The 26524-nt window shown below is 39.1% G+C and carries 22 protein-coding genes and 1 riboswitch; of the genes, 19 read left to right on the top strand and 3 right to left on the bottom strand.

The annotated features are described in order from the left end of the window. Positions 1–3 precede the first annotated feature (3 nt). The 7 genes from argB to argH all read left to right on the top strand — a co-directional run bounded on the left by argB (position 4) and on the right by argH (position 10020). Positions 4–801, top strand: a complete 798-nt coding sequence (gene argB, locus RCG21_RS07240) for an acetylglutamate kinase (protein ID WP_026573488.1) — start codon at positions 4–6, stop codon at positions 799–801. After that, complete coding sequence (argD, locus tag RCG21_RS07245) at positions 801–1988, top strand: acetylornithine transaminase (protein WP_308913033.1); 1188 nt, start codon at positions 801–803, stop codon at positions 1986–1988. Before argB ends, argD begins: the two co-directional genes overlap by 1 nt. A 17-nt stretch (positions 1989–2005) precedes the next feature. Then, positions 2006–3082 (top strand): carbamoyl phosphate synthase small subunit, encoded by a 1077-nt coding sequence (locus RCG21_RS07250; RefSeq protein ID WP_133337340.1) that lies wholly within the window; start codon positions 2006–2008, stop codon positions 3080–3082. Next, positions 3069–6281, top strand: coding sequence for a carbamoyl-phosphate synthase (glutamine-hydrolyzing) large subunit (carB, locus tag RCG21_RS07255; RefSeq protein WP_133337338.1), 3213 nt, complete (start codon positions 3069–3071; stop codon positions 6279–6281). The genes RCG21_RS07250 and carB overlap by 14 nt, the downstream gene beginning before the upstream one ends. 3 nt (positions 6282–6284) lie before the next feature. Next, entirely contained in the window at positions 6285–7256 is a 972-nt protein-coding gene (argF, locus tag RCG21_RS07260) for an ornithine carbamoyltransferase (RefSeq protein ID WP_133337336.1), read from the top strand. 79 nt (positions 7257–7335) lie between these two features. Then, positions 7336–8547 carry an argininosuccinate synthase gene (locus tag RCG21_RS07265; protein ID WP_133337334.1) on the top strand — a complete coding sequence of 404 codons (1212 nt, stop codon included), beginning with the start codon at positions 7336–7338 and terminating at the stop codon, positions 8545–8547. 96 nt (positions 8548–8643) lie between these two features. Continuing rightward, positions 8644–10020: an argininosuccinate lyase gene (gene argH / locus RCG21_RS07270; RefSeq protein ID WP_133337333.1), complete on the top strand. Its 1377-nt coding sequence runs from the start codon at positions 8644–8646 to the stop codon at positions 10018–10020. A gap of 330 nt (positions 10021–10350) precedes the next feature. Here argH and RCG21_RS07275 read toward each other — a convergent pair whose 3' ends face one another. Then, positions 10351–11067, bottom strand: coding sequence for a GntR family transcriptional regulator (locus tag RCG21_RS07275; protein ID WP_235824881.1), 717 nt, complete (start codon positions 11065–11067; stop codon positions 10351–10353). Between the two features lie 450 nt (positions 11068–11517). On the opposite strand from RCG21_RS07275, the gene RCG21_RS07280 reads away from it, so the two are divergent. The 11 genes from RCG21_RS07280 to RCG21_RS07330 all read left to right on the top strand — a co-directional run bounded on the left by RCG21_RS07280 (position 11518) and on the right by RCG21_RS07330 (position 24832). Next, positions 11518–12738 (top strand): cystathionine gamma-synthase family protein, encoded by a 1221-nt coding sequence (locus RCG21_RS07280; RefSeq protein WP_133337331.1) that lies wholly within the window; start codon positions 11518–11520, stop codon positions 12736–12738. 28 nt (positions 12739–12766) lie between these two features. Then, the gene (locus tag RCG21_RS07285; RefSeq protein ID WP_133337329.1) at positions 12767–13807 is read left to right on the top strand and encodes a homoserine dehydrogenase; all 1041 of its coding nucleotides are present in this window, start codon (positions 12767–12769) and stop codon (positions 13805–13807) included. Positions 13808–13863: 56 nt separating this feature from the next. Next, positions 13864–15318 carry an aldehyde dehydrogenase family protein gene (locus tag RCG21_RS07290; RefSeq protein ID WP_235824880.1) on the top strand — a complete coding sequence of 485 codons (1455 nt, stop codon included), beginning with the start codon at positions 13864–13866 and terminating at the stop codon, positions 15316–15318. A gap of 90 nt (positions 15319–15408) precedes the next feature. Further along, positions 15409–16845 (top strand): amino acid permease, encoded by a 1437-nt coding sequence (locus RCG21_RS07295; protein WP_133337327.1) that lies wholly within the window; start codon positions 15409–15411, stop codon positions 16843–16845. Positions 16846–17216: 371 nt separating this feature from the next. Then, positions 17217–18149, top strand: coding sequence for a homocysteine S-methyltransferase (mmuM, locus tag RCG21_RS07300; RefSeq protein WP_308913034.1), 933 nt, complete (start codon positions 17217–17219; stop codon positions 18147–18149). A gap of 254 nt (positions 18150–18403) precedes the next feature. Next, a complete protein-coding gene (locus tag RCG21_RS07305) occupies positions 18404–19252 on the top strand; it encodes a carbon-nitrogen hydrolase family protein (RefSeq protein ID WP_133337323.1) in 849 nt (282 codons plus the stop codon). Between the two features lie 11 nt (positions 19253–19263). Continuing rightward, positions 19264–19926 (top strand): GNAT family N-acetyltransferase, encoded by a 663-nt coding sequence (locus RCG21_RS07310; RefSeq protein ID WP_133337321.1) that lies wholly within the window; start codon positions 19264–19266, stop codon positions 19924–19926. 17 nt (positions 19927–19943) lie between these two features. Further along, entirely contained in the window at positions 19944–20615 is a 672-nt protein-coding gene (locus RCG21_RS07315; RefSeq protein ID WP_133337319.1) for a GNAT family N-acetyltransferase, read from the top strand. Between the two features lie 90 nt (positions 20616–20705). Next, positions 20706–20817: riboswitch (SAM riboswitch) on the top strand. A 70-nt stretch (positions 20818–20887) separates the two neighbouring features. Then, on the top strand, positions 20888–22123 hold the full coding sequence (locus RCG21_RS07320) for a homoserine dehydrogenase (RefSeq protein WP_235824879.1): 1236 nt from the start codon (positions 20888–20890) through the stop codon (positions 22121–22123). Positions 22124–22302: 179 nt separating this feature from the next. Beyond that, the gene (locus RCG21_RS07325) at positions 22303–24120 is read left to right on the top strand and encodes a glycosyltransferase (RefSeq protein WP_133337315.1); all 1818 of its coding nucleotides are present in this window, start codon (positions 22303–22305) and stop codon (positions 24118–24120) included. 28 nt (positions 24121–24148) lie between these two features. Continuing rightward, complete coding sequence (locus RCG21_RS07330) at positions 24149–24832, top strand: glycosyltransferase family 2 protein (protein ID WP_133337313.1); 684 nt, start codon at positions 24149–24151, stop codon at positions 24830–24832. A 272-nt stretch (positions 24833–25104) separates the two neighbouring features. Here RCG21_RS07330 and RCG21_RS07335 read toward each other — a convergent pair whose 3' ends face one another. Together RCG21_RS07335 and RCG21_RS07340 are read right to left on the bottom strand one after the other, a co-directional pair. Beyond that, positions 25105–25293 (bottom strand): YfhD family protein, encoded by a 189-nt coding sequence (locus tag RCG21_RS07335; RefSeq protein WP_133337311.1) that lies wholly within the window; start codon positions 25291–25293, stop codon positions 25105–25107. A gap of 105 nt (positions 25294–25398) precedes the next feature. After that, entirely contained in the window at positions 25399–25533 is a 135-nt protein-coding gene (locus RCG21_RS07340) for a YfhE family protein (RefSeq protein WP_081810689.1), read from the bottom strand. A 180-nt stretch (positions 25534–25713) separates the two neighbouring features. On the opposite strand from RCG21_RS07340, the gene recX reads away from it, so the two are divergent. Beyond that, on the top strand, positions 25714–26523 hold the full coding sequence (recX, locus tag RCG21_RS07345) for a recombination regulator RecX (RefSeq protein WP_133337309.1): 810 nt from the start codon (positions 25714–25716) through the stop codon (positions 26521–26523). Position 26524: the final 1 nt, after the last annotated feature.

Here is a 26524-nt window from a genome sequence, read left to right on the forward strand (position 1 = left end):
AAAGTGAAATACCTAGTTATCAAGTGTGGCGGCAGTGTGTTAGAAAATCTGCCGAGATCATTTTATGAGGATATCGTAAAAATCCACGAATCGGGCGAGTGGACTCCTATTATTGTCCACGGTGGAGGCCCTTTAATTACAGGATTACTTAAAAACTTAAATGTTGAAACCACCTTTGTGAACGGCCTGCGCGTAACGAGCCTTCAGGTTCTGGATATCGTGGAAATGGTACTAAGCGGGTCAGTTAATAAACAAGTGGTTAGAAATATTATTGAAGCGAGCGGTAATGCTTATGGTGTCAGCGGGGTAGATGGCTCTCTTTTAAAGGCGAAACCGGTGGGGAATTCCGAAGTAATTGGTTTTGTCGGCGAAGTTGTCGAAGTGAACAAAAGTGTAGTGGAAGGCATCATTGATCAGGGATATATTCCCGTCATATCACCAATTGGAATTGATGAAAATGGGCAGCGTTACAACATAAATGGGGATATTGCTGCAAGCGCCGTTGCGAAAGTGTTAGAAGCAAACCTTTGCTTTATCAGTGATATTCCAGGAATTTTAATTGAAGCAAATGGTGAAAAGAAGAAGCTTGATCAAGTATCGAAGGCGGCAGTTGAGGAATTGATTCAAAATAAAACCATCTATGGAGGAATGATTCCAAAGGTTACCGCCGCAATTGACGGACTTGTTCACAATATACCAGAGGTTGCCATTATCAACGGCTTTGAGAAAAATAGTCTAATAGACTATGTAAACGGTAAAAAGATTGGTACGAAAATCGTTCTAGAAGAGGAGATTGTGTAATGGCAAATAACACTTCCGTTTCCCTTGAATCGCCACTAATGGCTACATACAATCGTTTCCCAGTTACATTAGTAAAAGGAAAAGGAAGCTATGTGTGGGACGACAAAGGAACTCAATTTTTAGATTTCACTTCTGGTATTGCTACATGTAATTTAGGTCATGTACCGGATTCAGTTAAAGAAAAACTTGAGGAACAAGTCCAAAATTTATGGCATTGCTCCAATCTCTATAATATACCGAATCAACAGGAACTTGCTGCCCTTTTAACAGAAAACAGCTGTGGGAATCAAGTTTTCTTTTGCAACAGCGGCGCGGAAGCAAATGAGGCAGCCATTAAATTGGCACGTCGATATGCACAAAAGGTAAAAGGGACGGACTCTTATGAAATTGTCACTTTCGAGCAATCCTTTCACGGCAGAACCTTGGCGACCCTCTCAGCTACGGGCCAAGAGAAAATTCAACAGGGATTCTTGCCTTTGGTTCAAGGCTTCCGCTATTTACCTTTTAATGATAACGAAGCAATTGAACAGCTGGCGGAAATCAAACCTGCTGCCGTTTTACTTGAACTTGTTCAAGGTGAAGGAGGAGTCATTCCAGCAAACAAGGAATGGGTAAAGAAACTCGCATTAATTTGTGAAGCGAACGATATTTTATTGATGGTTGACGAAATCCAAACGGGCATCGGACGGACCGGTACATTGTTTGCTTATGAGCAATACTCCATTGAACCGGACGTAATAAGTGTTGCCAAAGGTCTTGGCTCCGGTTTTCCAATCGGGGCAATTATCGCTAAAGAAAAGGCGGCAAAAGGGTTTGATCCGGGCAGCCACGGCAGCACCTTTGGTGGAAATCCTTTGGCCACTGCTGCAGGTGTTGCAACCATCACCCATATTGTAGAAAGCCAATTATTAAAACATGTTGAAGAAATCTCAACTTACTTGGATGTTGAGTTCCAAACTTTAAAAGATAAGTATTCGTTTATAAAAGGTATTCGTGGAAAAGGCTTGCTGAAGGGGATTGTCGTCGAAGTGAATGCGGCGGAAATCGTACAAAAAGCAATCGGCAACAAGCTTCTTATTCTTACAGCGGGGCCAAATGTGGTTAGGGTACTGCCACCATTAACGGCAACAGTAGAAGAAATCAATGAATTTATCAACAAGTTAGAAAAGACATTCCAAAGTATATAGAAAGGCGAGTGAGGAAAGTGGAGCAAGGATATCTTACTTTGGAAACTGGAGAAGTTTTTGAAGGAATTTTAATTGGTGCAAATAAGGACTCTCTTGGAGAAGTCGTTTTTAATACAAGTATGACCGGTTATCAAGAAATCATCACCGATCCATCCTATGCAGGACAGATCATTACCTTTTGCTACCCAATCATCGGGAATTATGGAATTAACGCAAAGGATGATGAAAGTGTCCATCCGGCCCTTTCCGGGGTAATCATTGGGGATTTGTGTGAAACGCCAAGTCACTATCAGTCTATCAGTAAATTCTCAGAAAAGCTGATGGAGGCAGGTGTTCCCGGGATTGCAGGGGTAGATACAAGACTCTTAGTCAAAACCATCCGCAGCCGCGGAACAGTAAAAGGTTTTTTAAGTACTAAAAAGGTGGAAGGGATTGCTTCAACACTGAATTCTTCCCTCTGGGTGGAAAAAGTATCAACGAAAAAAATTCAATATTTTAAAAACAATGGACCACATGTAGTGTTAATGGACTTTGGATTTAAAAAGTCGATTTTAACAGCATTGTTAGCGGAGAATTGCTCGGTGACCATCGTACCTTATAACACTCCTTTTGAAAAAATAAAAGCCTTAAATCCAGATGGAGTTCTTTTTAGTAATGGACCTGGAGATCCAATGGAATTGAAAAAGTGGTTCCCGGAAATCAAGAAAATTTGCCAGCACTTCCCGACATTAGGGATTTGTCTTGGGCACCAGCTAATAGCGCTTGCCTTCGGTGCAAAAACGGAAAAACTTGCATATGGACACCGCGGAGGCAATCATCCAGTGAAAGAATTAATGACTGGAAAGGTGAAAATCACTGCACAAAACCACGGCTATGTAGTGGTTGACAATAGTATTGACACAGATGTATTTGCTGTAACCTATCGCAATGTCAATGACAAGTCTATCGAAGGGCTAAAGCACCATCAGTACCCTATTCAAACGGTTCAATTTCATCCGGAGGCACATCCTGGACCAAGCGATACAGCACATATCCTTACAGAGTTTGTAAAAGAAATTACTTCCTTGGGAGAGACACGTTATGCCGTTAAATAAAAATCTAAAGAAAGTTCTCGTCATTGGCTCTGGACCAATTGTGATCGGTCAGGCCGCAGAATTTGATTATGCGGGAACACAAGCATGTATAGCCCTTAAAGAAGAGGGAATCGAGGTTGTTTTAATCAATAATAATCCGGCTACAATCATGACGGATGAAACGGTTGCTGACAAGGTTTATATTGAACCACTCAATGTTACAGCCATTGAAAAAATTATTATGAAAGAAAAGCCGGATGGTATTATCGGAACACTTGGCGGGCAAACAGGTTTAAACCTGACTGTTGAGCTATATGAACAGGGCATTTTACAAAAATATGGTGTGGCGTTGTTAGGGACTCCTGTCGAATCGATTAAAAACGGTGAGGATCGTGAAAAATTCCGTAATTTAATGATTGAAATCGATGAGCCGATTCCTGAATCAGCCATAATTCATAGCTTTGAAGAGGGAGTACAATTTGTCAAAGAAATCGGCTATCCAGTTATTATTCGACCTGCCTATACCCTTGGAGGGGATGGCGGTGGTTTTGCCCATAATGATGATGAACTCGAAAGTGTTCTTAAAAAAGGGCTAGCAGCTAGTCCAATCCATCAAGTGTTGGTAGAGAGAAGCATCAAAGGTTGGAAAGAAATTGAGTACGAGGTTATGCGTGATGCAAATGATACCTGTATCATTGTCTGCAATATGGAAAATATGGACCCTGTTGGCGTTCATACGGGTGATTCAATTGTAGTCGCTCCATCGCAAACCTTGACAGATGTACAATACCAGATGCTCCGTGATTCTTCGGTCAAAGTCATTCGTGAATTGGGGATTATCGGCGGCTGTAATATTCAGTTCGCTCTTCATCCTGAATCCAATCAATATTATATTATCGAAGTAAATCCGAGGGTCAGCCGTTCATCTGCATTAGCCTCGAAAGCAACCGGTTATCCGATTGCCCGGATGGCAGCAAAATGCTCAATTGGCTACCATTTAGATGAGATTATCAATCCGATAACAGGAAATACCTTTGCTTCCTTCGAACCAGCAATTGATTATATCGTTGTCAAACTGCCGCGTTTTCCATTTGATAAATTTCCCGAGGCAGATCGTACATTAGGCACGCAAATGAAGGCAACTGGGGAAGTAATGGCGATTGACCGCACGTTTGAAGGGGCTTTAAATAAAGCAATTCGCTCGATGGAAATGAATATTTTTGGGCTTTGCACAAAGACTTATCAGCACCTAGGAGAGGCTGCTCTGTTTGAAAAACTGAAGACAGCCAATGATCAGCGTCTATTTGTCATTGCAGAGGCGTTTAAAAGGGATATTTCTTTTAATAAAATTCAGGAACTTACCCAGATTGATCCGTGGTTTTTATATAAAATTTGCTTGATTGTTGATTTAGAAAAGGATTTAGCTTCCTATACCTGGGATGAGGTTCCGGCCTCACTGTTAAAGGATGCGAAACGGAAAAATATTTCTGACAAACTGCTTTCGCAAATTTATGATATTCCGGAAAAACAGATCAGACTTAAATGGAAGGTTCTTAACTGGAAACCAGGCTATAAGATGGTTGATACCTGTTCGGCGGAATTCGATGCCGTTACACCATACTATTATTCTACTTGGATGGGCTATGACGAGGTTGAGGTGTCTAATAATAGAAAGATTCTTGTTATTGGGTCCGGTCCGATTCGAATTGGCCAGGGAATTGAGTTTGATTACTGTTCGGTTCATGCTGCAAAAGCAATAAAGAAAATGGGCTATGAAGCGGTTGTGATTAATAATAATCCTGAGACTGTCAGTACAGATTATTCTGTTGCGGATCGTCTTTACTTTGAACCGTTGGCTGCAGAGGATGTTCTCCATGTCATTGAAAAGGAGAATATCGAAGGAGTTCTCATCCAATTCGGCGGGCAAACAGCGATTAACTTGGCACATACTTTACAAGAAGAAGGAATAAAGATTCTTGGAACGCCAGTTGAAAATGTCGATCGCTTGGAGGATCGTAAAGAATTTTATCAGCTTCTTGAAGACCTGAAAATACCTCATATCGAAGGTAAAACGGTCTCCCATGCAGATGAGCTGGTGGAAGCCGCAGAAAAATTAGGCTATCCTGTTTTGGTTCGTCCATCTTATGTCATCGGCGGGCAATCGATGTTTACGATTTTTTCAGAAGAGGAACTTCAAAGTTATATCGAACAATTACAGGAAAATTCGCAGGAGAGTATGTGGCCATTATTAGTTGACCGATATTTGCCAGGATTAGAATGTGAGATTGATGTCATCAGCGATGGCGTAAATATTGTCGTTCCGGGAATATTTGAACATATTGAAAAAGCCGGGGTTCACTCTGGGGATAGTATCTCGATTTTCCCACCGATTACGATGTCTCATTCGGTGAAGGAAACGCTCATTGACTATGCAAACCGAATTGCAATGTCTGCTGAAATTATTGGGATGATGAATATCCAATTTGTCATCTATGAAAATCAAGTTTTTGTGCTTGAAGTAAACCCACGTTCATCAAGAACGGTGCCGATTATCAGCAAAGTAACAGGAGTATCGATGATTGAATGGGCGGTCAAGGTCCAGCTTGGTGTTTCTCTTACTGAAATCAGTGCCATATCGGGGCTGCTGCCGGAACCAAATTATTATTCAGTCAAAGCACCGGTGTTTTCTTCTACTAAATTAAAAGGTGTTGACCATGTTCTTGGACCGGAAATGAAATCGACGGGTGAGATTCTAGGTCTAGGTGCCAGTTTCAAAGAGGCATTGGCAAAGGCTGTCCCTTTCAAATCGCAAGATGAGGAAAAATATATTTTCTGTTCAATTTCAGACCGGGAAAAGTCCGCCAGCCTGCCAATCATACAGGGAATGGTGAACAATCAATATAAAATTGCTGCAACGGAAGGAACAGCATTATTTCTCGAAAAAAATGGTGTTGCCGTTGCAAATATCATAAAAGATGAAAAAGATGTAAATGAACTTTTCCGCCATCAAAAAGTAAGTGCGGTTATTAATATTCCAAATCAGGGACGGAACAAACTGAAATTTGGTTTTTATATCCGTGAACAAGCAACCCGCTACAATGTAAAAGTATTTACACATTTAGATACGGTAGAAGCGATGATGGGGCTTGATGATCAATTACGATCAGATTTTGAAGTTCTTACTGTAAGCGAATATTATAAAATTGGGATAGAGGTGTAATCGATGATTGAGACAATGCAAAAAAATGATTCAAAACAGTTTAACTTTAAAGGGAAAAACTTTTTGCAACTCTCGGATTTTACTACAGATGAAATTCTGTATTTACTAGATGTCGCCGTGGAACTAAAAGCTATGCAAAAACAAGGAAAGCCACATCCATACTTAAGCGGACAGGTATTAGGAATGATTTTTGACAAGTCCTCTACACGTACAAGAGTTTCCTTTGAAGTAGGGATGATGCAGCTAGGTGGACAGGCAATTTTCTTGAGCTCGAAGGATAGTCAGTTGGGAAGAGGGGAAAGCATTTCAGACACTGCGAAAGTGCTTTCCCGTTATGTGGATGCATTAATGATTCGTACCTTTACCCATGAATCGATTGAGGAATTTGCCCATCATGCTGAAATTCCAGTCATCAATGGCTTAACGGACTTACAGCATCCAACCCAGGTGATGGCAGATCTTCTTACGATTCTTGAACACAAAGGCAAGTTAGCCGGTTTAAAGATGTGCTATATTGGTGATGGGTATAATAATATGGCCCATTCCTTGCTTGAAGGGGCGCTTAAGGTAGGAATCGATATCAGTATTGCTAGCCCTGAAGGATATATGCCAAATCAAACGATTGTTGAGAATGCAAAGCAAATTGCCAAGGAAACAGGGGCACAAATCACGATTACTCATAATCCGGTTGAAGCCATTCAAAATGCTGATGTTGTGGTAACAGATGTCTGGACCAGTATGGGGCAAGAAGCTGAAACAGAAAAACGTCTAAAGGCATTCGAAGGCTTTCAGGTAAACGGAGATCTTTGTAAACATGCAAAAAGTGATTTCATCTTTTTACACTGTCTGCCGGCACACCGCGGGGAGGAAGTTACAGCTGATCTTATTGACGGTCCTCATTCAGTTGTTTTTGATGAAGCAGAAAATCGTCTTCATGCACAAAAAGCGATTTTAAAAGAATTCTTGCAAAAATAGTCTTTATTTTTTTGAATATTGATGTATAATAATACTATCAAATGAATTTAAATACAAAGATAGTGCGAGGAGATTAGTCATGGCAAAGGAAAAAATCGTATTAGCCTATTCAGGCGGTTTAGATACATCAGTATCAGTTAAATGGATTCAAGAAAAATATGGGTATGATGTTATTGCTTTAGGTCTTGATGTAGGGGAAGGAAAAGATCTTGAGGCAATCAAAAACAAAGCGTTAAATGTCGGCGCTATTAAAGCGATTATGATTGATGCCAAAGAATTGCTAGCAAAAGAATATATTTTACCAGCTTTAAAGGCGAATTGTTTATATGAAGGAAAATATCCACTTTCTTCTGCGATTTCTAGACCACTCATTTCTAAATTATTGGTCGAAGTTGCTGAACAAGAAGGGGCAGCAGCTGTTGCACACGGTTGTACCGGTAAAGGGAATGACCAGGTCCGTTTCGAGGTTTCGATTCAAGCATTAAATCCAAGCTTAAAGGTTGTAGCTCCAGTACGTGAATGGGGTATGACCCGTGATGAAGAAATTGAGTATGCCGAGAAAAATGGTATTCCAATTCCAGTAGATTTAGATAATCCTTTCTCGATTGATGCAAACATTTGGGGACGTGCTTGTGAAGCGGGAGTTTTAGAAGATCCTTGGGCGGAAGCTCCGGAAGCAGCTTATGACTGGACCAATCCAATTGAATTAGCGCCAGATGAAGCGGAATATATTGAAATTGAGTTTGAACAAGGTGTTCCTGTAGCTCTAAACGGTGAAAAACTTCCATTGGTTCAATTGATTGAAGCTTTGAATCTACTTGGCGGCAAGCATGGTATTGGTCGTATCGATCATATTGAAAATAGATTAGTAGGAATTAAATCAAGAGAAGTCTATGAAAATCCGGCAGCATTAATTTTAATTAATGCACATAAAGAATTAGAATTTTTAACCTTGCCTCGTGAAGTAACCCAATTTAAAACACAGGTTGACCAGCACATGGCAAAAATTGTTTATGAAGGTCTTTGGTATTCACCACTTAAAGGTGCTCTTGATGCATTTATTGATGAAACGCAAAAAGTAGTTTCTGGTACTATCCGCGTTAAGCTTCATAAAGGCAATCATATGGTTGTCGGCCGTAAGTCTGTGCACAGCCTTTACAATGAAGAATTGGCAACTTATGCAAAAGGCGATGCATTTGATCATAATGCAGCGGTTGGTTTTATCAAACTTTGGGGTCTTCCAACAAAGGTGTACTCTGAGGTTAACCAAAAGGACACAGTAGTAAAATAATTTTTTAGTCTGCTGAAATACGTTTTTTCAAATAATCATTTGAAGCCCTCGAAATATTTCGGGGGCAATCTTGTTCATATTTAAGGGGGAGCAGCAATGTCTAAGCTTTGGGGCGGCCGTTTTACAAAGGAAACAAATAAGCTCGTTGAGGAATTCACAGCCTCTATTCCATTTGATCAAAAATTAGCATTAGAGGATATTGCAGGGAGTATGGCACATGTGCAAATGCTCGGGGAGTGCGGCATTATTCCGGTAGAAGATGCGGAAACAATTAAACAGGGGCTTCTTTCCATTAAACAAATGGTTGAAAATGGGGAAGTTGAATTTTTAGTAGAAGATGAAGATATTCATATGAATATCGAGAAACTATTAATTGAAAAAATCGGACCTGTTGGCGGAAAGCTGCACACAGGGCGGAGCCGTAATGACCAAGTAGCTACAGATATGCATCTTTATTTACGAACAAAAACAACTGAATTGATTACGTTAGTTGAAAATGTTCAACAAGCCTTAGTTGAGCAGGCGAAAGTGCATGTAGAAACATTAATTCCTGGATACACACATCTGCAGCGTGCTCAGCCTGTATCGTTTGCGCATCATTTAATGGCTTATTTTTGGATGTTTGAGCGCGACAAAGAAAGATTGATTGATAGTTTAAAAAGAATCAATTGGCTGCCTCTTGGTTCAGGAGCTTTGGCTGGAACAACCTTCCCGATTGACCGAGAAAAAGTGGCGGATCTATTAGGGTTCGAAACCATCTATCCAAACAGTATGGATGCTGTCAGCGACCGCGATTTTATCCTGGAGTTTTTATCAATCGGTTCTATTATTATGACACATATCTCGCGTTTTTCTGAAGAGCTTGTGATTTGGTCAAGCCAAGAGTTTCAATTTGTTGAACTCGACGATTCATTCTGTACAGGCTCAAGCATCATGCCGCAAAAGAAAAACCCGGATGTACCAGAGTTACTAAGAGGAAAAACCGGACGTACGTATGGGAATTTAATTGGGCTGTTAACCGTTTTAAAAGGCTTGCCGCTTGCTTACAATAAGGATCTTCAAGAAGACAAAGAGGGTATGTTTGATACGGTTGAAACCCTTGAAGGTTCACTAAAATTATTAGCTCCTATGATTGAAACGATGACCGTCAATAAGGATGTCATGCGCAAGGCCATTAATAACGATTTTTCCAATGCTACCGATATTGCCGATTATTTAGTGCGTAAAGGTTTGCCGTTCCGTGAGGCGCATGAGGTGATTGGGAAGACTGTATTATATGCCATTCAACAAGGAAAGTTTTTGCTTGATTTAACGATGGAAGAATATCAAGAATTCAGCCCGTTATTTGAAGATGATATTTATACAGTCTTAGCACCTGAGCATGTGGTGGCGGTTCGTAACAGCTTTGGCGGTACTGCACCTGAGCAAGTTCTAGGACAAATTAAGCTTGCTGAAGGAAAACTGCAGAAATAATCGATTTGAGAACAGAATAGTGATAGCAAGCCGGCAGCCAGGGGCTGCCGGTCTTTGTTATGTATTTATTACTGAAATGTGGAAAAGGATTTATTCAAATGTTACAGGTTAATTAGTAATTTAGATCAGCGATGGCATATGCTAATCGCTGTTTTTTCTTGGGGGGATTTTTTTGAAATGGAGCATAAAGCAGGTGTTTCATATTGTGGAAGAAGGTGGGGGCGCTGATAAGAGCGCCATTTCGATGTCTTTACGGGAATCGAAATTTACCCAGGAAAATCATTTGACTTAAATTACTTTTCTAGTAAATCATTTAACCGGCCCCATATTTTATATCATATCGATATGAGTTATTTTCCAATGTTCATTCTTAATCAGGTGCTCCAAGTTTTCTTTGTCTTTATTCTTAAAGTAATCAATAATTTGTCTATGCTGTTCATTCATTTGTTCTAATGCTGTAAAGAGTTTCTCTTCATCTTTACTTAAATAAATCTGCCTGACAAAACTATTCTGTAAAGAATCAAGAAGCTCAATTAATGTAGGGTTGCAACACTTCTCAATGTATACTTTATGGAATTGGTTTTGGTATTTTTGATAATCTGAATAATTTTTCTGAGAAATGGAAAGGTCGATTTTCCTAACCAACTCTTCCATTAGTTCCATATCATCTTCGGTCAAATTCTCCAGAGCTAAAGTTGCTGCAAAGGCATCTAGTACACCAACAACACTAAAAACATCTAGCTTTTTCTTTGTGTCAATTTCCTTAACGATAAATCCTCTTCGGGGAAAGAACTCTAGTAAATTTTCAGAAGCTAGTTGGATTAAGGCTTCCCTCACAGGGGTTCTGCTTACTTCTAATTTCTCGCTTAGTGCTATTTCATTTATTTTTTGTTTGGGAAGTAATGTTCCATTCTGAATTTCTGCGGCGATATAATCATATACATGGTCTTTTAGTGATCGGTACCTCTTTTTGATAGTTATTCCCCCTAAGTAAAAAAAGTGGAAATTCTTGTTTTTTATATTAGCATGAGCATCCAAATCCTTCAATATCGTCCCCAAAGTAACTCATTATTCTTTTAAATCTATTATCTTCAAGTCTATTATGTTTTAAAGTAGATTCCTATTTGAGGAAAGTTAAAAGAATAGCAGAAGAAACGAAGCGGTGGTTTTTTAAGACCGGTTAATACAAATATATCTTAATTATTAAAACAAGACAGTTAAATTTTAAAATATTTTTTTAAAATTTAACATTGAAAATACAAAAGGTCCATTATATAATTTTTACATGGACAATTTTCAGATAATTCAGCGTATTATACATTACGCAATATATTGTATAATTTAAAGTGTCTTAATTAGAAGGTGTCCAAAGAACGCACTGCATTAAAAAAAGAAGTACAAAATTTAGCATAAAGGGGGTACTTTTTTAAACGAAATTTAGTTGGGATTCAAAAGTACATATTTTTAGTTTTATAAAAAATGAGAGGTGGTAGAAACATGAGCAAAAGAAACTTTAAAGATATACAAGACGGTACAAAAGCTGTATGGGCAGGAGAAAAGGAATCTCTTGCTTACAATGCAACCCAAGTACCGGTGGTGCTTAGTGTAGCCTACAATTACGATGACGTGGATGAGTGGCAAGAAGTTGCTATCGGAAATAAACCTGGACATATTTACAATCGAATGACAAATCCAACTGTACAAGCTTTTGAAGAAAAGGTACGAATTCTTGAGGGGGCAGAGGAAGCGATTGCTTTCTCATCGGGAATGGCTGCTATTAGCAGTACTTTATATACCTTTTTAAGACCAGGCGACCGGGTAATATCCGTGAAAGATACATATGGAGGGACCAATAAAATCTTTACTGAATTCTTGCCGAATATCGATGTAGATGTAACGTTATGTAACACTGGAAATCATGAAGAAATTGAAGCAGAAGTGGCCAAAGGATGTAAGGTTTTATATTTGGAATCTCCTACCAACCCTACCATGAAAATTACGGATATTGAAAGAATGGTGAGAGCTGCAAAATCGATGGGGGCATTGGTGATAATAGACAATACTTTTGCTACTCCTATTAATCAAAATCCAATTCAATTAGAAGTTGATATCGTCATCCATAGTGCCACTAAATTTTTAAGCGGGCATGCCGATGCGTTAGGGGGTGTGGTGTGCGGCTCCAAAGAACTGATGAAAAGAGTATATCACTATCGCGAAATTAATGGAGCAACCATGGATCCATGGTCAGCTTATCTGATTTTAAGAGGGATGAAAACGTTAAAACTTCGTGTCAGACAACAAGAAAAGAGTGCAATGGAGATTGCAAAGTATTTGCAAAAGCAAAAGCTTGTGGAAGCAGTTTATTATCCTGGATTAGAAACACACCCACATCACCATATTGCAAAGAAACAGATGAAGGGATTTGGCGGAATTTTAAGTTTTGTATTGAAAGATGAAATGGAGGCGATAAAAATTTTATTGCCAAAATTACAGTATGCAAACAAAGCTGGAAATCTTGGAGCTGTCGAAACAATATACGGACCGGCAAGAACCACTAGCCATGTTGAATGTACTCTTGAAGAACGGAAAGCTCTTGGTATTCCAGAAGGTTTGGTTCGTATCTCCGTAGGGATTGAAGATACAGAAGATCTTATTTCGGATTTAGAACAAGCTTTTTCCCTTTTAGAATCGCAATTGCCTGTTAATAGCAGCAAGTGAAAATATAACAATGGAAGAGGTATTGAGTATGACACATAAAATTGCGTTGCTTGGTTTTGGTGTAGTTGGTCAAGGATTTGCAGAAATTTTAGAAGAAAAAGGTGAATTGTTACGCAGCGGACTTGGCTTTGATGCCAAAATTGTTGCGATTTCCGATTTTGTTAAGGGATCTCTTTATCATCCAGAAGGCTTAGATATTGCTAAAGCATTGCAAGCTGTAAAGGAAACTGGGAAACTTGATTGCTATCCGGAAAGCCCTGGTTTGGTAAGAGGATGGGATAGTTTTCAGACCATTCGTGAAAGTAATGCTGACACCGTTGTAGAAATTACTTTTACAGATGTAAAAACAGGCCAACCTGCCATCAATCATTGTAAGGCAGCATTTGAAAGTAGAAAGAATGTAGTAATGAGCAATAAAGGTCCAGTTTCTTTAGCTTACCAAGAGCTGATTGGGTTAGCCAGAAAGAATCATGTTCGATGGGGCTTTGAAGGAACCGTTATGAGCGGAACACCTGCATTGAGAATGCCCCTCGTGGCATTGGCAGGAAATAATATTACAGAAATACGTGGGATTTTAAATGGAACGACCAATTATATTTTAACCAAAATGGAAGAAGGCTTGAGTTATGAGGCAGCATTGGCTGAGGCACAAACTCTTGGCTATGCAGAGGCAGATCCTACAAGTGATGTCGAGGGGTATGATGCCCAATATAAAGCTACTATTCTAGCTAATATTGTCATGAACGTTCCGATGAAACGAAAAGAAGTAGAATGTGAAGGAATTAGTCATCTTACACTACAAGATATCCAATGGGCAAAATCTGAGGGTAAAAAGTGGAAACTTATTGCTAAATGTATAAAAGATGGTGATAAAGTCATCGCAAAGGTGGGTCCCGAAGCGATACCGATTACAGATCCTTTAGCTGGAGTCTCAGGTGCACAAAATGCCATTACATATGATTGCGATTTAGCCGGTCCAATCACGCTTATTGGTGCCGGAGCCGGCCGAAAGGAAACCGGATTCTCGATTCTTATTGATTTAATTAATATTAGCCGCGGTCAATTGTAATCTTTTACACTATTAATTTACAAAATGAAAAATTAGTTATATGAGGTGGTTACACAATGACATATATAGAGACACAGACAAAAGAAAATAAGATGTTTCTGGCTGGAAAGTGGGTATCCCGATCCAAAAGCATTAAAGTCTTCGACCCCCAAGATAATCGATTAATCGCAACTGTCCCTGCCGCTAATGAGGAAGATGTACTTCATACTATAGGGGAGGCAAAAAAGGGAGCAAAAATTGCTGCTGACATGTCGACGCACGAAAAAATCACCATTTTAAATCGTGCTGCTGACTGGATTTATGAGCATAAAGAAAAGTTCGCAGCCACCATTGCATGTGAGGGAAGTAAAACAATTAAAGAGGCAAGGAAAGAAGTATTGCGCTGTATTGAGACTCTTCGTATTAGTGCTGAAGAGGCAAGGAGAATAAATGGAGAAACGATTTTATTTGACCAAATGCCGGGAAGTGAAGATCGCATGGGATATTATTATCGTTTTCCTATTGGAATCATTTTGGCGATCACGCCTTTTAACGATCCATTAAACCTTGTTGCACATAAAGTGGGGCCAGCTATTGCTGCTGGAAATGCGATCATCGTTAAACCAGCACCAGCTACACCATTAAGTGCTCTATTATTGGCAGAAGCATTTGAAAAAGCAGGTTTGCCTCCTAAAGTTTTATCCGTCATTACTGGCTATCCAAGTGATATGGGAGAAAGCCTGATTACCCATCCAGCGATAAGAATGATATCTTTTACAGGGGGACTTTCCACTGGCCAAGAGATTATGCAAAAGGCGGGCATGAAAAAGTTCAGTATGGAGTTAGGATCGAACTCACCGGTTATCGTTCTGGAAGACGCTGATTTAGAAGAAGCCGTTGAATCAACTGTTTCCGGAGCCTTTTGGGCTGCAGGTCAAAATTGCCTCGGAGTGCAAAGAGTCTATGTTCAAGAAGGGATTTATCAAAACTTTGTCGGAAGGTTCCTTGCTCGTACTCTAAAATATCGAGTGGGTAATAAATTTTCAGAGGAAACCGATATGGGGCCAATGATATCAGAAAAGGAAGCAAAGCGGGTGGAGAGTTGGGTTAATGAAGCCGTTGAAAGTGGAGCAAAATTGCTTTGTGGCGGCAAACGAAAGGGATCTTTTTATTATCCAACTGTTCTAGAGAATGTACCAACTGATTGCAAGCTGGCAACGGAAGAAGTGTTCGGACCAGTTGTTACCCTTTATAGTGTTCCTGATCTTGATACAGCTATTTTTCAATCTAACAACGTGGCTTTCGGCTTACAAGCAGGTATTTTCACTCAAAATTTAGATTATGCTTTGGGGGCTGTACGTAAGCTGGATGTAGGCGGGGTTATTGTAAATGACAGCTCCGATTATCGAATAGATGCGATGCCTTTTGGGGGTGTAAAAGGATCTGGTATAGGTCGTGAAGGAATTAAATTTGCACTTCAAGAAATGACAGAACCAAAAGTTGTTTGTTTTAAGGTTGCCGTTAAAAGATAATAAAGCAATGGAGTGGTAAATGCTAGTTTAATAGGAATTGACCTAATAGGTTTTGAACACGCGGTTACCTATACCAAAGGAGGAAACTGGATGCTACAGGTAAAAAATTCTGATCAAAATCAGTTAAAACGTACAATGAAAAGCAGACATTTGTTTATGATTTCGCTAGGAGGGGTAATTGGCACAGGCCTTTTTCTAAGCACGGGCTATACCATTAATCAAGCTGGACCAGGAGGGACGATTCTCGCTTATTTGGTTGGGGCACTCATTATGTATCTTGTTATGCTTTGTCTTGGTGAATTAACTGTAGCCATGCCGGTAACCGGTTCATTTCAAACCTATGCTACAAAGTATGTCGGTCCTGCTACCGGATTTACTATTGGTGTAATGTACTGGCTTACCTGGGTTGTAACAGTAGGATCGGAATTTACCGCCTCCGGTCTATTAATGAAGAGATGGTTCCCTGATACCTCCGTTTGGATATGGAGTGCCATCTTTGCGATTGCCCTTTTTCTACTAAATGCCTTTTCAGTAAAATTTTTTGCCGAAGCAGAATTTTGGTTTGCCGGAATTAAAGTAATTACCATTATTTTATTTATCGTATTGGGGGGAGCTGCGATGTTTGGTTTCATACCAATGAAAGGCCATGCATCTGCCCCGATGCTCTCACATTTTACTGGTGAAGGAGGTCTTTTTCCTAATGGGATGCTTCCAGTTTTAATGGCTATGATTTCCGTAAACTTTGCCTTTTCAGGAACAGAGCTTATTGGAATTGCCGCTGGAGAGAGCGAAAATCCGGAAAAAGACATTCCCCGTTCCGTCAGAAATGTAATTTGGAGAACCGTTTTTTTCTTTATCGGAGCTATATTTGTATTATCTGGATTAATCTCTTGGAAAGAAGCAGGAGTTATTGAAAGTCCGTTCGTTATGGTCTTTGATAATATAGGAATTCCTTATGCAGCTGACATCATGAACTTCGTTATTCTTACAGCTTTATTATCCGTAGCAAATTCCGGTCTCTATGCATCTACTCGTATGTTATGGTCTCTTTCCAACGGAAAAACAATAAGCCCCCTCTTAGGAAAGGTAACATCAAAAGGAGTGCCGCTTAATGCGTTAATTTTAAGTATGGCAGTAGCCTGTTTGTCGTTATTCTCTAGTGTAGTTGCACCAGATACAGTTTATTTAGTGCTTGTAGCTATTTCAGGATTTGCCGTGGTTACTGTATGGATGGGAATTGTGTTATCGCAGTATATGTTTCGAAAGCGTTTTATTAAAGAGGGAGGGGATATCACACATTTGAAATTTCGTACACCTCTGTATCCCTTTGTGCCCATTACTGCTTTTGTTTTATGTTTTGCTTCTTGTGTAGGCCTTGCTTTCGATCAAAGCCAACGAATTGCTCTATATAGTGGAGTACCCTTCATTGGCTTATGCTATTTTTTCTACTATATTAAACATCGCGGAAAAAAGAATCTATTAGATTCTTATGATCAACACAATCAGTATATAGATAATATTAAGTAGAGAGGGCTTGGTTTAAAAGATCTATTAAACTGGAAAATACTATTAATAGTGTTGTGAAAAAATTCAATTAAAAATACTACAAATATCTTGCGGTTGTCAGACTGTTATTCTATTAATCCAATCCATTGCTGAATGAATTTCACCTGCCCTTGGACAGACCTCTTTCGCAGGAGGATCTGTCCTTTTTAACCAAATTCATCGCCTCGACGCTACCTAAAATCTGTTTAACTTAAGTACGGCTAAGACATTTTTCTAACTTAGGTCTATATTGATGAACTCAATGAACACTGATTATATAAGAAATAAAAAGTTCTCGTCTTTTCATCATTTCTACGGAATCACAGAAAATTAACTGTATCGGAGGTACTATAATGAATCCTATTGAAAACATATTAGAGAAATTCCCGTTAGTTATATTAGATGGTGCAATGGCAACTGAACTTGAGCGTCATGGCTGTAATTTGAACGACAGTCTTTGGTCGGCAACCATACTTATCGAAAATCCTGAGCTTATCAAACAGGTACATACGGATTATTTTAAAGCGGGAGCTGACTGTGCTATCACTGCAAGTTACCAGGCAACTGTCGAAGGATTCTCCCGGCGCGGTTTAAGCGAGGCTGAAGCGCTCATTCTCATCCAGAAATCCGTGCAGATAGCCTTAAAAGCACGCGATGAATTCTGGGGAATACCCGAGAACCGCTCAAACCGGCCGAAGCCTTTAGTAGCCGGTTCTGTAGGGCCATATGGCGCATTTCTTGCTGATGGATCTGAATATCGAGGAGATTATACGTTGACCGAAGAAGAACTTATGAATTTCCATAGGCCCCGTATGAAAGCCTTGATCGATGCCGGTTCCGATATCCTGGCCTGCGAAACTATTCCATGTCTGATGGAGGCCAGAGCAATCGTTAGGTTACTAGAAGAGTTTCCCAAAACCTATGCATGGATTAGCTTCAGTGCAAAAGACGGGCTTCATATTAGTGATGGAACCCTGGTTGCTGAGTGTGCAGAATGGCTGGATAAATATGATCAAGTGGCTGCCGTCGGCATAAACTGCACGCAGCCCCAGTACATTTCTTCGCTGATAAATAAAGTGCACAGTCATACAGTTAAACCTATCATCGTATATCCAAATTTAGGCGAGCAGTACGATGCAGTCACTAAAACTTGGAATGGGGCATCATCTGATGAAACTTACGGCGACAGTACCCTTCACTGGTATGAATGCGGTGCCCGATTGATTGGTGGCTGCTGCAGGACAAAACCGGAGAATATAACGACCATTTCTGCATGGGCGAGGTAAGATATAAAAGGGCAAGGATTTTGGTTTTGGAGATTGAGTTAATGCACTTAAATGTAGTGTTTTAGGAAGTTTATAAGTTATATTAAAATATTCCAATATGATGTTAATAAGGACTTCATAAAAAGCCGCTAAAATTAGCCCAAAGAGATTTAGAAATCCTCCCCCTTTTTTATAATCATTCCCATTGAAGAAAATACCAAAATGATAGATAATTCTCATAAGTGTCATTTTAAATCAGTAACAGGGGGAGAAAAATGAAATTAAGAGTTTCAGCGGTCCAGTACCATCTGCATACCATACAATCCTTTGAAGAATTCGCCCAACAATGTGAGCATTATATAAAAACTGCTGAAGAATTTGGTGCCGAATTCGTCCTTTTTCCCGAATTCTTTACCACTCAGCTCCTATCCATCGGAAAGGGAAAGAAAATTGACGAACTTCCAAGCTTTACAGACCAATACCGTGAACTATTTTCCAACTTCGCAAAACAAACCAACATGCATATCATCGCCGGAACCCAAGTTTTGGAAAGGGACGGCAAGCTTTTTAATACCGCTCATTTATTTTATCCGGATGGAAGAATTGGCGAACAGGCGAAGCTCCATATTACACCGACTGAAGTAAACGAATGGAATATGGAAGCAGGGGAATCCTTTCAAATTTTTGAAACGGAAAAAGGGAAGATTGCAATCCTTACCTGCTACGATATTGAATTTCCAGAAATCGTACGGATGGCAAAAGCAAAGGGTGCGGATGTTATTTTCTGTCCATCCTGTACCGATGACCGTCATGGATTTCACCGCGTTCGTTACACAAGCCATGCTCGTGCGATTGAAAATCAAGTCTATGTTGTTTTAACAGGAACGGTCGGCTCCCTTCCGACGGTCGATTTTATGCGCGCAAATTTTGGCCAGGCAGCCATTATTACACCAAATGATATACCTTTTCCACCCCAAGGAATCTTAGCAGAAGGCGAAATCAATCATGACATGATCGTCACGGCTGACCTGGACCTTGAGCTCCTTTATGAAGTGAGAGACCGTGGCTCAGTCACAACTTGGCGTGACCGAAGAACGGATTTATATACGGATTGGGAAAAATAGGGGGGATCCTATTGTATCGGAGTGAATTTTATGTTTTTGATAAAAATCTGCCTGTTCCGGTGATAGTCCGCAATTACACAAAGAATGATTTTTCCCAGCTCATTGACATTCAAAAAGAATGTTTCCCACCGCCATTTCCTTCAGAATTATGGTGGAACGAGGAACAATTAATAAATCATGTAACCCTTTTTCAAGACGGAGCATTATGCGTTGAAGTGAATGGTGAATTAGCAGGATCCCTGACGGGGGTGTGCGTCGATTTTGATCCCAACCATCCAAGCCATAAGTGGGAGGAGATTACTGACCACGGCTATATCCGCAATCACCAACCGAATGGAAACACGTTGTACATTGTCGACATTGGTGTCCGCCCCAAATATCGTAAGCTGGGAATTGGTAAATTAATGATGCAGTCCATGTATCATATTGTGATTCAAAAAGGCCTTGATCGGTTGCTTGGCGGCGGGAGAATGCCGGGCTATCGTAAACTCGCAAATAAAATGACGCCGGAAGAGTATTTGCAGGCAATCATAAAGGGAGATGTTAAGGACCCTGTAATCACTTTCCTGCTGCATTGTGGCAGAGTTCCAATCGGACTTGCAGAAAACTATCTTGAGGATGAAGAATCCTGTAATTATGCTGTTTTAATGGAATGGAAAAACCCATTCAAATAAAGGGGGAATGAATGAAAATGGATTATAAACGCATTACGAGTATTAAGGATCCGAATTTTAAAAAGTTGCATCAATTAATGGGAGAAATTTTCCCCCAAGAAGAAGTATTAGAGTATGAGTTATGGAGAGAACCATTAGAGGATCCAAGTATTCGGGTGTTTGTTGCGTTACAGGAGGATGAGGTTGTAGGAGCAACTGAATATCGATATTATCCCGAATGGAATATTGCTATGACAGATTTTACGATTATCGGTAAGCCTGGGCTTGGACTTGGCCGATTCTTAGCTCAAAATAGATTAAAAGACTTAAAAAAACTAGCACTAGACAATGGAAACGAACTATTTGGTATGTTTGCTGAAATCTATGACCCGTATCGTGTTCAAAATCACGAGTTTGGCGGAGTAAAAGTGATGGATCCTTATGTTCGCAGGGAGGTATTGTCTCATTTGGGCTACAAACGTCTTGACCTTTCCTATGTCCACCCTTCATGGGAGAATAATGGCGAAGCGGTAAAAGGATTGGATTTATGCTTTATGCCAATGGATGATGAATTGGAACATTTACAGGCAGCTTTAGTAGTAGAGTTTCTGACTACCTATTACTCAATTCTTTCAAATAAACCTAAAGAATGGCTTGAAATGATTAATCAAGTGAAGGAACGGGACATAATTTCTTTATTACCCCTGTAAAAGGAATTTTCAAAAAAGATTGACAGCTTTGCAGGAATCAACTACAATTTCATTCATAACATGGAAATTCAACTAACAATTTTATAAATACTCTTATCCAGAGCGGCGGAGGGACTAGGCCCGATGAAGCCCGGCAACCTTCAAGGTAATCCTTGAAAAGGTGCTAATTCCTGCAGGTTATGTTTAACCTGAAAGATAAGAGGAGGATGACGACCCTCTTCTTATGAAGAGGGTTTTCTTTTTTCCATTTTTTAATAGCGGGGGGATCAATCATGACAGTAAAGGTAGCCATTTTAGGGTTCGGAACAGTAGGCGAAGGAGTTTATCGAACCATTCAAACACATGAAAGTGAACTGGAAGCACTATTGGGAAAGAAAGTGGAGGTTGCGGCCGTTCTAATTAAAAATAATCAAAAAGAAAGAAAAATCGCAAAGGATGTTCTTATCACAACGGATTTCAATGAAATTATCAATCTTTCACAACTTGATATTGTGGTTGATGCGATTGTGGGCAAAGACCCAGCCTTTAACTATTTAAAACAAGCAATTGAAAGAGGCTGCCATATTATTACTGCGAACAAAGAAATGTTTGCACACCATGGAAAAGAGCTATTGGATCTTGCTGAAGAACACCAAGTATCGATTGGCTTTGAAGCGACTGTTGCGGGTGGAGTTCCAATCATTCAAACCTTAAGACAATTGTTAAAGGTCAATCGTGTTCAGCAAATTCAAGGAATTGTTAACGGGACATCTAATTTCATTTTGACTGAAATGCGTGAGAAAAAGCAGTCATTTGCTGATGCCTTAAAATTGGCTCAGGAAAAGGGATTTGCGGAAGCAGACCCAACCAATGATGTGGAAGGCTTTGATGCTTTTTATAAATTAATGGTTTTAAGCAGAGTGGCCTTTGGAAATGCACCGAATTGGAAGGCTGTGGAACGAGTTGGAATCACTTCTATTACAAGTGACTTAATTGAAACGGCAGACCAGCTTGGTTTTCGGTTCAAGCATGTTGTGAGTATTCAAAAAGAAGGGGATAAACTTATTGGAAGTGTAAGGCCAGTGCTTGTCAGTAAGTCCCATCCATTCTATCATGTGGAAGGGGTAGAAAATGCGGTAAATGTATTCTCAGACATCGTGGGCAGGATAACTCTGCAAGGTCCTGGCGCGGGAATGTTTCCGACCGCAAGTGCAGTTATCGAGGACCTAGTTTATGTAAGCCAAAGTAATCAGCAAAATAAGCTTCAGACTAATCCTGTAATAGAAGTTTTACCCCTTGCTGCCGGTTCAGTAAATAATTTCTGGCTAATAAGCGGGGTGAGTAAAACGGAATTAAGCCCATCCATCCACCCTGTAGATCAAGTGTCAGATCAAACTTTTATTGTGGAGACCACTGATGAGGAGATCTTACAGAAAGCTAAAGAGTTTCCATCATTAAGTTATTACCCAATCCTGGATGGAACGCAAATCCTTCAAAATAAAAAAGAATACCTAACCGTTACAATATAAAAAATTTCCTTAGACAGCAGGCCTTATTTTGAGGCTGCTGTCTTATTTTTTTTATGAAAAAATAAAAACCAACAGATAAATGGGAGATAGTCTAGTCCAATTTATACCCTTGTACATATTGTGTAAAAGCTATACTAAATCGGACGTGGTTTAGCATAAAGAAGGAAAAGGGGTGCAACATGTCAGGAAACATCACTGACCGATTGATCAGAAATATAAAAAATTCGTTTACCTATGAATTTATGGTTAAGCCTGGAAACATACATCAAATCGATAAACAGTCCAGGGAAGTTCCAGTAAACAGCAATGGAAAAAATTATATTATTGGGCCTGCTAGAGGAGAGGACCAAAATAGCTCCGGAATCTTCGTCTCCATTGGCATGAATGGAGTATCTGTCTATGAATATACACAAAACAATATTTACGCCACTTTAGTTTATGAGACCTCCATTAATGAGTGGGTACATGTGGCAGTTGTTTATAAGGAGAAAAGACCCTTTCTTTTCATAAATGGTACTTTCGTAAAAGAAGGGGAAAAGAGTCCTAAAAAGTATGTCTCTCCATCAGGTTCCATTGTTTATCCGCCTGGAGTGTTCTTTATAGGGGATATTAAAGAAGTTAGAATTTGGAATCATTGCAGAAGCGAAAATCAGCTGAAAGTAAATATGAATGTTAGAATGAAGGGGCGAGAGAACGGTCTATATGCCATTTGGCCTAAAAAAATCACTAGAGAAATTAAGAGAGAACCAGTATCAGCGAATAATGAAACAAAGACTGATAATTATAGAGGTTTGACGAATAATCAGAATAAAAAAATAGAGGTAAGTATTATTATCCCTTCCTACAATAAGTATCCACTAAACCTATTCACCCTATATTCTCTTGAAAACCAGACATTCAATTCGGAAAAAATGGAAGTTATTTTCATTGATGATGCCTCTACAGATCAAACCGAAGACTCCCTTAAAAACTATCAAGCGCCATATCAATTCAAATATATTCGAAACAATGAAAATCTTGGAAGGGCAAAGGTGCGCAACTTAGGAATTCAAGCATCGAGTGGAAACATCCTGATATTTTTAGACGCTGAAATGCTTGTTGACCCTAATTTTGTTACCAATCACGTTAAGTATCACCAAGCAAAAAGTAATCTTATTATGTCTGGGGTTATGTATTCTAGGAATATAATTACTTGTATTTTTCCAAAATATGATCGTGATAAACTTGGCCAAATCGCTGAGATGGTAAAAGGGAATGAAAACCTTAAAAGTAAATTCGATAATTATGAAAAAACAACTGAAAAGCCTTATCCTCTCATTAATAAAAGTGATATTACAAATCAGGCCTATGGTGCTTTAATTAAGGATGCGAACTCGTGGTTTCGCAACCTTACCAGCAAATATGGAACGGATTTAGAAGGGTTTGAATTTCCATGGATGGCCTTCCTGACAGGGAATGTTTCTTTGAGAAGAGAGCTTTTAAATAAAGCAGGGGTTTTTGATGAGGAATTTGTGAAATACGGTTATGAAGACTGGGAATTAGGATACCGCTTATATAAGGCAGGGGCGAAGTATCTTAATGCCGAGAATGTTATATCCTATCACCAAGAACATCCAGTCGCAAAAAGCAAGTGGAAAGAGGCCATCGAGAATTATCATTTATTTATTAAGAAGCATCATGAAGTGGACATCCTTATTCTTGGTTTAGAACTATCGAGGATAACGGGTTTAACAACCATGAATGATATTCTGCAAGAATATAAGAATTTGGTTGAAAAATACGGCGATAAAACCAAAAAATTTCAAAACAGATTCATCTTGGTCCTTGAAACGATTGCGATCTTACTGAAAGTGGATATTCGCCATTTTAATATTTTAGGAGCTGCCGGTTTTGGAATAGACCAAATAAACGGCCTTAAATCTGATCTCCGGAAACTAAGTAACCTAGGCAAATATAAAAACCTGGCTAATTTCATTGAAAAAGTTATTGCTTCCTAAAAGCATTCGGAAGGAAAGGAGGAGAAAAATGGTTTCCATTATTACTTGTACCATAAGAGATGAATTTATCAATAATGTATTTAAAAATTATCAACAGCAAACATGGAAGGATAAAGAGTTAATCATTGTCCTTAATAAGGATTCAATGAGTATAGACAAATGGATGGAAAAAGCAAAGAATTACCCAAATGTACGTGTTTTTCAACTTCATGAAAAAGCAACATTGGGAGATTGCTTAAATTTTGGGGTTTTAAAGGCAACTCATGATATTATTGCTAAATTCGATGATGACGATTATTATGGCCCAGAGTATATTACCAGTTCCATGCAGGCCTTTAAAAACGAAAAGGTTTCGATTGCCGGCAAAGGTTCATATTATATTTATTTTAAGAATAAAAAGGCCTTGGTCTTAGTCCCTGGTGAAGAAAATTCATTCTCAGACACGGTTGCCGGAGCAACGTTAATGTTTCGAAAAGCAGTTAGTGAAAAGGTTCAATTTGAAAAAGTAAATCGTGCGGAGGATTACTTTTTTATCGATCAATGTAAAAAAGCCGGCTTTGAAATTTATTCTACTGATTGTTTTCATTTTGCAGTAGTCCGTCACGATACAGAAAAACATACCTGGAAGGTGTCGGATGAGGATTTTATGGGGTGGGGGGATATCGTAGCCCATACCGAAGATTTTTACCCAATTGTCTCGAATTCCAATTAATGTTTATTTTAAATTGTAATAAATGAATGAAAATTCATTTATTAACTGTACTATCCACATCAAAGGTCCTATATTATAAGCATTCCACAAACTTATGCACATTATCCACAGGGTTACCCACAAAATTTGTTAACAAAATGTGAAAAGCTTTATAGCTTGTATTTTAAGAGGTTTTTACGCTGAATCCACATTATCCACATTATCCACAAAATAGAACGAAAAAGAAGCAGGGCACCTGCTTCTTTTTCAAATTCAAACTTTTTTAAAAGAGGTTAGCTATTTCTTTTGGTATTTACACGCTGATTTGCTGCATTTGCTCGTGCTTGTGCCTCTAAATCTGCCTGATCGGCTAATTCAGCAGAATACTCTTCATCGATTCCATCTGATTTAAGATTTTTTGGCACCTGTGGAAGTGATGCTTTATTTTTACCACGAGACCCATGCCCACGTGAACGACCCATTACGAAAACCCCTTTCATTGATAACTTTCAGGAACCTCCTTGGTTCCTTTCTTAGTGTTAGCAAAAAACAAAGGGCCATGAATGGGAAATGCTTCAAAGTTTTAATTACAGTCTGGTTTTTCTGTCTGAAAATCCTCCAGCCCGATCTGCCATTTTAAATTCCCTTTGATAGCTTACTTCCTGCATACTGGTTAAGGAATATTTTCCCCGATCCTTATCCTTTTTCTTTTTTTCCGCCATATTTGCTCATTCCTTTCAACATATTTTTGCTAAATGTCATTAAGCGTAGTGGATTTTAATTAAGCACAATATGTACTTATTTCCATTTTTACCTTATAGGGGAGGAATGATACTGTGTATTTTCAATTCTTTGCGATATTTCATGAAAAACATGGTAAAGTAGTATTGAGGTGAGGAAAAATGGCAATCATTACGAAAATCACCACGCAGCAGAAAAATCAGGATCGCTATAATGTTTTTATGGATTATGGAAAAGGCGAGGAATTTGCATTTAGTGTTGATAGTGATGTCTTAATAAAATTTCAGCTAAAAAAGGGTATGGAGCTCGATGACTTTTCCTTTCTAGAAATTCAGTATCAGGACGATATTCGTAAAGCTTATCATCATGCTATCCAATATTTATCCAAAAGAATGCGGTCCGAAAAAGAAATAATGGATTATTTAACGAAAAAAGAAATTGATGAGCCCATTATTAACGAGGTTCTTTATAAATTAACCTCCCAAAAATATATTGATGACTGGGAATATGCTCACGCATTTGTCAGAACCCAAGTAAATACAACCGACAAGGGACCAGATTTAATTTGGTTGGAATTAAAAGACAGGGGAATAAAAGAGGACTTTGCAAGACAAGCCCTACAGGATTTTCCTTATGAACTGCAGGTTGAAAAAGCTTCGATACTTGCTAGGAAATTTTTTGAAAAGAATACAAAGGACTCTGAGCGGATTGTAAAGCAAAAGCTTGAAGGATTACTGCTTCGAAAAGGGTATCCATTTGGGATTATTCAAATTGCTGTAAATGAAAGTGAACTGGACAAGGATAATGATGCAGAAATGGATGCAATCAGGTTTCAAGGAGAAAAGGTTTATCGGAAATACTGTCATTTTAGCGGTTTTGAGTATAAACAAAAGATGAAACAAGCCCTATATCGAAAAGGTTTTTCGATGGATTTAATTGAAAAATTCTTAGCCGAAAAAGAAGAATCATGAC

The sequence above is a fragment of the Bacillus salipaludis genome (genome assembly GCF_030938565.1).
In the GTDB taxonomy this organism is placed as follows: Bacteria; Bacillota; Bacilli; order Bacillales; family Cytobacillaceae; genus Neobacillus; species Neobacillus salipaludis_A.